9 protein-coding genes are annotated in these 10,553 nt (G+C 68.4%); 1 reads left to right on the top strand and 8 read right to left on the bottom strand.

Annotated elements, in window-relative coordinates:
- Positions 1-777: MCP four helix bundle domain-containing protein (locus RT688_RS23240; RefSeq protein WP_313707206.1), on the bottom strand; the 777-nt coding region annotated here is incomplete at its 3' end.
- A gap of 25 nt (positions 778-802) precedes the next feature.
- Positions 803-1,282, bottom strand: coding sequence for a chemotaxis protein CheW (locus tag RT688_RS23235; protein ID WP_313707205.1), 480 nt, complete (start codon positions 1,280-1,282; stop codon positions 803-805).
- A gap of 312 nt (positions 1,283-1,594) precedes the next feature.
- Here RT688_RS23235 and RT688_RS23230 point away from each other — a divergent pair, with 312 nt between their 5' ends.
- Complete coding sequence (locus RT688_RS23230) at positions 1,595-3,469, top strand: PAS domain S-box protein (RefSeq protein ID WP_313707204.1); 1,875 nt, start codon at positions 1,595-1,597, stop codon at positions 3,467-3,469.
- On the opposite strand, the gene RT688_RS23225 is transcribed toward RT688_RS23230, so the two are convergent.
- The 6 genes from RT688_RS23225 to RT688_RS23200 all read right to left on the bottom strand — a co-directional run.
- Positions 3,459-5,081: a M28 family peptidase gene (locus RT688_RS23225; RefSeq protein WP_313707203.1), complete on the bottom strand. Its 1,623-nt coding sequence runs from the start codon at positions 5,079-5,081 to the stop codon at positions 3,459-3,461. The genes RT688_RS23230 and RT688_RS23225 overlap by 11 nt on opposite strands.
- A gap of 97 nt (positions 5,082-5,178) precedes the next feature.
- Complete coding sequence (locus tag RT688_RS23220) at positions 5,179-6,159, bottom strand: DMT family transporter (RefSeq protein ID WP_409521982.1); 981 nt, start codon at positions 6,157-6,159, stop codon at positions 5,179-5,181.
- Positions 6,160-6,417: 258 nt separating this feature from the next.
- Positions 6,418-6,777 (bottom strand): KGG domain-containing protein, encoded by a 360-nt coding sequence (locus tag RT688_RS23215; RefSeq protein ID WP_313707201.1) that lies wholly within the window; start codon positions 6,775-6,777, stop codon positions 6,418-6,420.
- A 205-nt stretch (positions 6,778-6,982) separates the two neighbouring features.
- Positions 6,983-9,043 carry an ATP-binding protein gene (locus tag RT688_RS23210; protein WP_313707200.1) on the bottom strand — a complete coding sequence of 687 codons (2,061 nt, stop codon included), beginning with the start codon at positions 9,041-9,043 and terminating at the stop codon, positions 6,983-6,985.
- 139 nt (positions 9,044-9,182) lie between these two features.
- Positions 9,183-9,758: a PEP-CTERM sorting domain-containing protein gene (locus RT688_RS23205; RefSeq protein ID WP_313707199.1), complete on the bottom strand. Its 576-nt coding sequence runs from the start codon at positions 9,756-9,758 to the stop codon at positions 9,183-9,185.
- Positions 9,759-9,796: 38 nt separating this feature from the next.
- Positions 9,797-10,553 (bottom strand): alkaline phosphatase PhoX (locus tag RT688_RS23200; protein WP_313707198.1); only part of this gene is annotated, 757 nt, incomplete at its 5' end.

The raw sequence follows: 10,553 nt of genomic DNA, 5'->3' as shown, positions 1-10,553 counted from the left end.
CAGGTTCTCGTTCATGGTCTTCAGGGCCTGCAGCAGCATGCCGGTCTCGTCGCGGCTGGTGACCTCGATGCGGCTGCTCAGGTCGCCGGCCGCCACCGTGTTCGCCACGTCCAGCGCGCGCGCCAGCGGACGGGTGATCGAGCGGGTGTTCCACCAGGCGACCAGGGCGGCGATCGACAGCGAGACCAGGCTCAGGACGATCATCATGATGCGCGTCGACTGCTCGGTCGCGCGGGCCGCGTCGCCCGTTTTCGATGCGAACTCCCGCTGCATCGCCAGCTGTTCGCTCACGGCCTTCTTCAGTTCGCCGAGGGTCGGGCGCAGATTCTTCTTCAGGTAGTCGCGCGCGCCCTGCTCGTCGCCGGCTTCGATCAGCTTGATCAGCGCCTGCTGGCCTTGCACGTACTTGTCGTGGGCCGCGACCATGCGGTCGAGCAGCGCCAGCGCGTTCGGGTGGACCAGCGTCTTGCGCAGGTGCTCGAGGTTCTCCAGTGCGGCGCTGCGCGAGGAAGCGATTTCGGCGAGCTGCTTCTGGCGGTCGGCCGGGTCGGCGTCGAGCATCATGTTGCGCAGGGCGACGGCGATGTCGTTGACTTCCGCCAGCACGACGCCGGTGGCGTTGACGTTCGGGATGCGGCGCTCGGCCAGCTCGGCCGCACCGGCGCTGACGCGCGATACCATCTGGATGCTGAAGACCTGGCTGCCCAACAGCAGGGCGCCGACGATGCCGAAGCCGATGGCCAGGCGCTTTGCGATGTTGACGTTCGTGAGATTCATGGAATTCAAGGACAAAATAGTGGCGTCAGGCCGCTTCGGCCATGGCGTTGATCAGGCCCATGTCGGGCGAAGCCAGCAGGCGCTCGATGTCGAGCAGGATCAGCATGCGCTCGCCGACCGTGCCCAGGCCCAGCAGGTGCTCGGCGTCGATGCCGCCGCCCATCGCCGGCGCCGCACGCACCTGCCCGGGTTCGAGCGTGACCACGTCCGACACGCTGTCGACCACCATGCCGATCACGTGGCGGCCGATGTTCAGGATGATGACGACGGTGAAGCTGTCGTATTCCGCCTTGCCCAGCTTGAACTTGATGCGCATGTCGATGATCGGCACGATCTGGCCGCGCAGGTTGATCACGCCCTTCAGGAAAGTCGGCGCGTTGGCGATGCGCGTCACCGCGTCGTAACCACGGATCTCCTGCACCTTCAGGATGCTGATCCCGTATTCTTCTTGTCCGAGCCGGAAGGACAGCACTTCCAGTGCGTCGAACTTGCTTGATTCAGTCACGTTTTCTCCGAAAGAGTGTATGGCGGGCGCGCGGCGCCTCGGTGGCAATCAATTGCCGCATGGAAAGTAGATTACGGCGAGATCGGCGGGAACTCGATGAAGAACTGTTAAGGCAGCGAAAAAAAGTGTGAACTCGGGCGCAGCATATTGCAGGAATACGACAGCCCTGCTTCAGCCACGATGTCCTCCAGCCAAGCTTTTGCAATCTTTGCATACGGCAAGATTCGCGCAGGGGCATACATCCGATCTGCTACAGTGAAGGGCAACGACATGCCACACGGCGTCCGGCTGCGCCGGCCCGTACCCGAATCCATGCCCGCAGCCAGTCCCCATCCCGATGAAGCCGAACGCCAGAAACTGCTGGAAGCGCTAGGCCTGCTCGACACCGAAGCCGAGGAAGTCTTCGACCGCATCACGCGGCTCGTGGCGCGCCTGCTGAAGGTGCCGGTCGCGCTGTTCTCCCTGGTCGACGCCGAACGCCAGTACTTCAAGTCGCGCGTCGGCATGGAAGCGGGCGAGATGCCACGCGAGCAGGCATTCTGCGCCCATGCCATCCTGCACGACCAGCCGCTGGTCGTGCCCGACGCCAGCAGCGACGCGCGCTTCGCTGACAACCCGCTGGTCACGGGTGCGCCCAACATCCGCTTCTATGCCGGCGTGCCGATACGCTCGGGCGACGGGCTGCCCATCGGCACCCTGTGCGCGATCGACGACCATGCGCGCGTGCTGAGCGCCGACGAGCTGTGCATCCTGATCGACCTGGCCGACATCGTGCAAAAAGAAGTGCAGCACCGCGAGCGCCTGGCGCTGGCCGGGCGCCACCTGCGTCATTCGGAAGCGGTGCTGGGCGCCAGCGAGGCGGCCTTCCGCTCGATCTTCGACCTGGCCAGCATCGGCATCGCGCTGGTCGCGCCGGACGGCGGCTGGATCAACGTCAACCGCGCCATGTGCGAGATCGTCGGCTACACCGAGGACGAGCTGCGGCGCCTGACCTTCCAGGACATCACCCATCCCGACGACGTGGAGTCCGACCTGGAACTGGTCGCGCGCCTGCGCGACGGCGGCCTCGAACGATTCCAGCTCGACAAGCGCTACGTGCGCAAGGACGGCGCCATCGTCTGGACCAACCTGAACGTGAGCTGCAAGCGCGACGCGGCCGGCGAGGTCGAGTATTTCGTGGCGATGGTGAAGGATATCCAGGCGGAGAAGGAGGCGCAGGCGGCGCTGGAGGCGCTGCACGCCGAACTCGAGGCGCGCGTGGCCAGCCGCACCCGCGAACTGCGCGAACGCGAGCTGGAACTGCGCAGCGTGCTCGAGAGCGCCAACGACGCCTACATCGGGCTGGACGAGAACGGCCTCGTCACCGTCTGGAACCGCGCCGCCGAGCACACCTTCGGCTTCGGCGCCGGGGAAGCGGTCGGCCGTCCGCTCGAGCAGCTGATCATTCCGCCGGAACTGGCGCGCGCGCACCGCGAAGGCATGCTGCGCTACCTCACGCGCGGGGAGTCGACCGTGCTGGGCAGGCGGCTCGAACTGCCGGCCGTGCGGCGCGACGGCTCGCGCCTGACGGTCGAGGTGCGCATCAACGCCCTGGAAATCCGGGGGCAGAAGATGTTCAGCGCCTTCCTGCACGACATTTCCGAGCGCAAGCAGGCCGAGACGCAGCGCGAATACGAATCGCGGCACGATGCGCTCACCGGGCTATCGAACCGCCGCGCCCTGTTCGAGATCCTGCCGATCGCGCAGGCCCGCGCCACCCGCGGCGGCCAGAGCCTGGGCTTGCTGTTCATCGACCTGGACGGCTTCAAGGCCGTCAACGACAGCCTCGGGCACGAGGCCGGCGACCGCCTGCTGGCCGAGATCGCCGCGCGCCTGCGCGGCGCGGTGCGCAAGACCGACAGCGTGTTCCGCCTGTCCGGCGACGAGTTCACCGTGCTGCTCGAGGGCCTGGCCGACGGCGGCTGCGCCCACGTGGCGGCGGCCAAGATCATCGAGGCCATCGGCCGGCCGGTGCCGATCGGCACTGCCTCGGCCCGGGTCGGCGCCAGCATCGGCCTGGCCCTGTTCGCACCGGGCGGCCGGGCCAGCCCGGAACAGCTGATCCGCGAGGCCGACGAGCGCATGTACCAGGCCAAGCGCGCCGGCAAGGGCCGGATCTTCCCGGAACCCGGCGGCCTTATCGCTTGACGCTGCCGAAGGGGTCGCCCTTCTTCCAGGTCGGCATGGCCGGTGCATTCGCCACCGCATAGCCCAGGTTCAGGGTGAACTGGGCCTGCTGCAGCATGCCCGACAGGTCCCATTCCGGCCGGTACTCGTCCGTCACCTGGTGATAGTCCTTCTTGTAGCCGACCATCTTCGCGCTGGCCTGGGCCTGGCCGTGCTCGAACTCGAAATGGCCGTCGCCCGAGAACACGGCCGAACCGACGTTAAAGGCCGGCACGCCCGCCTTGGCGAAGCTGAAGTGGTCGGCGCGGAAGTAGGCGCCGGACATGTCGGCAATGCTCGGGGCCAGTTTCAGGCCCATCTTCCTCGCCACGCCGGCGGCCGTATCGTACAGGCTGCTGCGCCCGGCGCCGGGCACGCCGATGTCCTTGGTGCGTCCGACGAAATTCAGGCTGTCCAGGTTCAGATCGGCGGCCGTCTTCGCCAGCGGCACGACCGGATTGGCGACGTAGGCGGCGCTGCCCAGCAGGCCCTGCTCCTCGGCCGCCGGCCACAGGAACACCTGGGTGCGGCGCGCCGGCTTGCGCACCGCCTCGGCGGCCATCGCCAGCAGCGCGGCGGTGCCGGTGGCGTTGTCGATCGCGCCGTTGAAGACGTGGTCGCGGCCGCCGCCGAGCTTTTCGTCGATGCCGAAATGGTCCCAGTGGGCCGAATAGACCACCGCCTGTTCCTTCAGTTTCGGGTCGGTACCGGGAACGATGCCGACCACGTTGAACTGCTCGACCTGGCGCACGGTCGACGTCATCTGCACGCGCGCCGCCGTCTTCAGCTCGACCGGCTTGAAATCGCGCCGTTCGGCCTGGGCGCGCAGGGTGTCGAGGTCGACGCCGGCGGCGGCGAACAGCGCGCGCGCCGTGTCTTCCTGCAGCCAGCCTTCGATTGGGTTGCCTGGACCGGCCAGGCGGAAGCGCTCGTGCGAGAAGCTGTTGGCCGGCACGCTCCAGGCATACGAGGCCGAGGGCGTGGTGTGGATCAGGAGCGCCCCGGCCGCGCCGCGGCGCGCCGCTTCCTCGAATTTATAGACCCAGCGGCCGTACCAGGTGTAGGCCTTGCCGGCGAAGCGGTTCGGCTCTTCGGCAGTGGGCTGGGGATCGTCGACCATCATGACCAGGATCTTGCCTTTCACGTCCTGGCCCTTGTAGTCGTCCCAGTTTTCCTCGGGCGCGGAGACGCCGTAGCCGACGAAGACCAGCGGCGCGTCGAAAGCGACCTCGGTCTTGCCGCTGGCGGTGCCGAACACGATCTCGTCGCCCGGCTTGGGGGCGATGCGCTTGCCGCCGGCCTCGAAGACGACGCTGCCGTTCACCAGGCGCGTGCCCTGGATCGGCACCGGCTGGCGGTAGCCGCCGTTCGGCATGGGCTGCAGGCCGATCGCCGCGGCCTGGGTCTCCAGGTAGCGCACCGTCAGTTCGCCGCCGCGCTGGCCGGTGCCGCGGCCTTCGAGCAGGTCGTCGGCCAGGAAAGACAGGTGGGCGCGCAGCGCCGGCTCTTTGAGAAGCGGCGCCTCCTGGGCAAAGGCGGAAACGGACAGGCTGAAGGCGGTTGCCGTCGCCAGGACGGAAGGTCGAAGACGCATCGGATGTTCCCTGAAGTGACGTGAATCGCAACATGTTACAGCAGAGGCCGGCGGGACGGGCACCGCCCTGCGGGCGTCCGATGGGCCGGGCCGGTTCTCAGGCGGGCGCGGCCTGCGCCGGCGGCGGGCTGGCATGCAGGCGTACCGACCAGGTCACGCCGGCGACCAGCAGCACGATGGCGACGACTTCCAGCAGGCGCGGCGCCTGGCCGCGCCAGGCGAAACCATAGAGCATGGCCGCGACGGTCTCGAACAGGATCAACTGGCCGGTCAGGGTCACCGGCAGGCGCCGGCTGGCGACGTTCCACAACTGGTTGCCGATCACCGAGGCGCCCAGCGCCAGCAGCAGGTTGCAGATCCAGAACATGGTCCAGTCGCGCGCCGGGCCCTCGGAGGCACCGGCATGGTGCATCAGCACGGCCACCAGGCCAAGCGGCAACGCCACCAGGCCGCTCGCCAGGCCGTACAGCGAAGACCACTGGGCGCTGCTGAATTGCGGATTGCGCTTCAGGTAGCGCGCATTGTCGATGGCGTACCAGGTCCAGCACGCCAGGGCGCCGGCGGCGCAGGCCACGCCCAGCAGCTTGGTCGCCAGCGCGCCGCCGGCGGCCTGGGCATGGCCCAGCACGTCGACGTTGATGCAGGCGATCGCGGCGGCCACCAGCGCCAGCGGCGCCAGCAGGCGCGCGAGCGGCACCGCGCCACGGTCGCGGCGGCCGAACAGCGTCACCGACACCGGCACCAGGCCGACGATCAGCGAGGTCGGTCCCACGCCGGCCAGCTGCACGCCGAGCGCGACGAAAATGTAATAGACCAGGTTGCCGGACAGCGACTGGCGCAGCAGCGCCCACCCATCCTCGGGCGTCAGCCTGCGCAGCAGCGCGGCCAGGCCGGGCAGCATCAGTCCGAGCGAGATCGCGCCATAGGCGACGTAGCGCCCGACCGCCAGCTCGACCGGCGAAAAGCCCGGCAACAGCTCGGGCACGATGAATACCATTCCCCACAGGGCGCCCGCCAGCACGCCACACAATACGCCAGTCAACAACACGCAACTCCGATCAGGCCGCGCCCGCCGCATTCATGCAGGCAGGCAAAAGGAGAATTGTGCCAGACGGCGCCGTTCAGCGTGCGCGGCCGGTAAAGGCGGGGTGTGCGCCAGGGGCAGGATGGCGCAGGTTCGCACGAACGAAGGCCGGGATGCCGATTTTCACGTATCGGCATCCCGGCCGGGTTGAAGCGCCGGACGACAGGGCATCCGCGCTCCGCGCCACGTCACGGAACCTTGGCTTGCCGCCCCGGCGTAGCGGTGGCGGCAAGTAGGAGCTGGACTACAAGCTTAGCGCTTGTTGTCGTTCTTGTGGCTTTGCGAGCCGGCCTTGGCGTGTTGCTCCGGCGAGCCGCCGCGGGTGCCGCCACCCTGGTTGGCCTGGTTGCCGCCCTGGCCGCCGCTCTGCTGGCTGCCGCCGCCGCCGCTCTGGTTGTTACCGTCGTTCTTGTGGCTCATCGAGCCTGCACGGCGTGCTTCTTCCGAGGTGAACTCGTGGGCGTTGCCCGATGCGTGCGCCGCACGGCCGCCTTCGCTGGCGATCTCGCGCTGGCGCTGCGGATCCATCGATGCGAAACCGCGGTTGCTGGTGTCGCCGCTCTGCTTGTTGCCCTGGTTACCGTTGTTACCACCTTGGTTGTTCGATGCCATGATTGCCTCCTTGGTGAGTGAGAACCCCAGCTCGAAATTGGCTGAGACAGGTACATGGTAGTCAGCAAAACGTCCTGATGACACCGTCTTAGGCTCGTACCCCTGTAAGACCAGTCCGATAGACCTGTCGGTCAAAACTGGCAGCTTGGACGGCAAGATTTCCTACAACAAAGCTTAAATTTCAGACATCTTCCGGCTTTTTCGCTTATTGTCGAGCCGACGCAAGGACATTTCTTTCTTGCAGCAAGCAACCGCGTGCACGTGCCAGGTCGCGCAGCAGCAGGCGCAGCTCCCCTCCTTTGACCGGCTTCACGAAGTGGTGGTCGAAGCCGGCTTCGAGGGCCGTGCGGCGCGCCTCCTCGCCGCCGTAACCGGTGACCGCGACCAGCACCGCCCCGGCCGCGCACGCCTCGCCGCGCAGCCGGCGCGCCAGCTCGTAGCCGTCCATGCCGGGCAGGCCGATGTCGAGCAGGTAGGCGTCGCTCGGCGCCTGGCGTGCGGCCTCCAGCGCCGCTGCGGCAGTATGGGCGACGCGCACGGTGTGGCCGAAGTGCCGCACCATCATCGACAGCATCTGGGCGGCGTCGAGGTTGTCGTCGACGACGGTGACGCACAAGGGCCGTCCCGGCGCCGGGATGCGGCTGGCAGGGGCCGGCTGCGCGGCGCCGGCGCCGTCCCTTGACAGCGGCAGCCGCAGCACGAAGCGGCTGCCCTGCCCCGGTCCCGCGCTGTACGCCTCGACCCGGCCGCCGTGCAGGTCGACCAGGCGCTGCACCACCGCCAGGCCGATGCCGAGCCCGCCCTGGACGCGGTCGGGATCGCGCTCGGCCTGGGCGAACAGCTCGAAGGCGCGCCCGATCAGCTCGCGGCTCATGCCGATGCCGTTGTCGCTTACCAGGATGCAGGCCTCGCCTTGCTCGGCGTGCGCGCGCAGGACGATGCGGCCGCCCGGCGGCGTGTACTTGGCGGCGTTGTTGAGCAGGTTCGCCACCACCTGCACCAGGCGCTTGGCGTCGCCCGAGACCACCAGGGGCGTCCCCTCCACATCGACGTCGAGCCGGTGCCGGCGCGAGGCGACCAGCGGCTGCACCTGCTCGACCGCCTCGGCCACCACCGCGCCCAGCTCGACGCGGCCCTTGTCGACCATCACCAGGCCGCGCGTCACGCGCGAGACGTCGAGCAGGTCGTCGACCAGCCCGGTCAGGTGGCGCGCCTGGCGCGCGATGATGCCGCTGGCCTGGCGCACGGCCTCGGGCGCCGCGTCGCCCTGGGCCAGCAGCTCGGCCGCCGCCATGATCGGGGCCAGCGGGTTGCGCAGCTCGTGCGCGAGCATCGCGAGGAATTCGTCCTTGCGGCGGTCGGCCTCGCGCAGCGCGGCCTCGGCGCGCAGGCGCTCGGTCATGTCGAGCAGGACCACGACCGCGGCATCGATGGCGCCGCCGGGACCGCGCACCGGCGCGGCCGAACAGACCACGATGCGGCGCCGGCGGGCGGCGTCGAAAGTCTCGATCTCGATCAGGTGCGGCGCGCTGGTCTCGCCGCGCAGCGCCAGGGCCAGGGGCCATTCGTCGCTGGCGACCGGCTGCCCGTGGCGCGCCGAGCCGTCGGCCCACCACCCCTTCCACTCGGCGAAGTCGAGCGGCTTGGTGGCCGGCAGGCAGTGCCGGCACCACAGCGCGTCGTGCGCGGCGTTCGATTCCAGCACCCGGCCGGCAGCGTCGGCCAGCACGATGCCCACCGGCGCCGCCTGCAGCACCGCGTCCAGGCGCGCCCGGCCCGCCTCGGCCTGGCGCGCGGCCTCGAGCGCTTCGCGCCGGCTCAGGCGCAGGGCCTCTTCCGCCTTCTTCTGCGCCGTGACCTCGATCGTCACGTGGTAGATGCACAGCAGCTTGCCGGCGGCATCGAAGATCGGCGTGTTGGTGGCGTTCCAGAAGCGCTCGACGAAGACCTCCTTGCCATCCGGCCCGCGCGAACGGATCGGGTAGCGCTGGGTCGGCATCGATTGCGGCTGGCCGGTCGCGATCACCCGCGCCAGCGAATTGCGCAGGGCCGTCACGCCATTGCTGGCGGGGTCATCCGGGTCGTCGGGCGGAGCGGGCAAGGCGACGAACAGGCGCTGCCCGACCAGTTGCTCCCGGGTGTGCGCGACATTGCCCAGAAAGGCCTCGTTGACGTCGAGGATGACCGGATCCTCGCTCGGGGAGAGGATGTAGGCGCCGATCGGGGAACTGGCGAAGATCGACTGGTAGAGAGGGGTGTCGAGCATGGGGCACTTTCGAATGTCAGGCTAGCGGTTTAGGCTAGCCCAGCAATTCCAAAGCGCCAGTGCGGTAATTAACGGTAGTCTACAGATGCTTACCGGAAACAATCATGCCGGATGCGCCGGCATGATTGTTCAGCCTTTGCTATCCCCGACGCCGCCGCGCCATGACGCCCGCCATGCCCAGCAGCGGCAACACCAGGGCCAGCGAGGACGGCTCCGGCACCGTCGCCACGATCGCGAAGCGGTCGCCCACGTTCAGGCCACGGGTGTCGAGGAACCAGTCGCCGGCGCCATCGACCAGCAAGGGATTCCCGAAGTGGAACTCCGCCCACTCCGGCTTGCCGAAGCCGATGTGCGCGTAGTCCGGCGTTTGCGTGACCTGGCCGAGCGTGCCGAAGGTCGGCGTCACGCTGCCATGGGAAGCGAAGCCGATGCCGCTCAGCCTGAAGACGAACTGGTTCAGCGCCGTGCCACTCAGGTTGCGCACGATGGCGTTCAGGCTCAGCGGGCCGAGCAGGTCCTCTTCCTCGATCGCGAAGCTGAAGCGGCTGGTGCCCAGCTTTTCCAGGTCGAGGTCGAAGGAAACGCTGCCGGCGCGGCTGTAGTCGGTGATCGTGTTGCCGGCCGACAGCTCCGAAGTCAGGAGGACGGCGGCCTGGCTCGATGCGGCCAGCGTCATCGCGGCGGCGAACGCGAGGATGGATTTGGTGATGGTCATGGTGCTCCCCTTGTCTAGGTGTGCTTAGGTATGTGCAATTACAGCGGGCCTTTGGCCCAGGGACCGGTGATCGCGAAGGTGATGCCCGGCGTCTGGATGTTGACGAACAGGTAGCGGCCGGTCGGGTCGAAGCAGGCGCCGGCGAACTCGTTGCCGCGATGGTCGCCCGCCAGCGTGACCAGCTTGTTCGCGCCCTCCAACTGGGCGGCGCTGAGCACCACGTTGTTCTTGGCGAAGATGTAGGCGTCGCCGGCGTCGGTGATGCCCATCAGGCGCTGGCCGAAGCCGAAGGAATCGGTGGCGGCGGTCGATGCGTCCTCGCAGACCAGCAGCGCATTGCGCGGGCTGACCGTCAGGTTGTCGCCCATGTTGCCGACCAGCGGGCTCGGGCTCGAATAGATGCATTTCAACACCTGGCTGGCCAGGTCGAGTTCCCAGATCGCGCCGCGCGAGACGGCGCCGCCCGAGGTGTCCATCACGTACATCTTGCCCTGCGCGTACCAGATGCCTTCGCCGCGGTTCATGCGCAGCGCGCCCTGCGCCCAGCCCTGCGCGAAGGGGCCCGCGGCATTCGCGATCCGGATGCCGGTGGGGCCGGTGGCGTCGCCGCGGTTGCGGTCCGGATCGTCGATCGTCACCCACTCCAGTTCGTAGGTGGCGTCGACCGTCGCGGTGGCCAGGTTCACGTTCGGGCTGCCCTTCACTTTCGCCATCTGCAGCACACCGCCCATGGCCAGCGAACCCGGCGCGCCGCTGCGCACGTCCGGCACGTAGCGGTAGAAGCCGGACTTGCCC

Source organism: Massilia sp. (assembly GCF_032106685.1).
Classification (GTDB): Bacteria; Pseudomonadota; Gammaproteobacteria; order Burkholderiales; family Burkholderiaceae_D; genus Telluria.
Note: the sequence above shows the minus strand (reverse complement) of the source record. Positions and strands in the feature narration are given on the sequence as shown.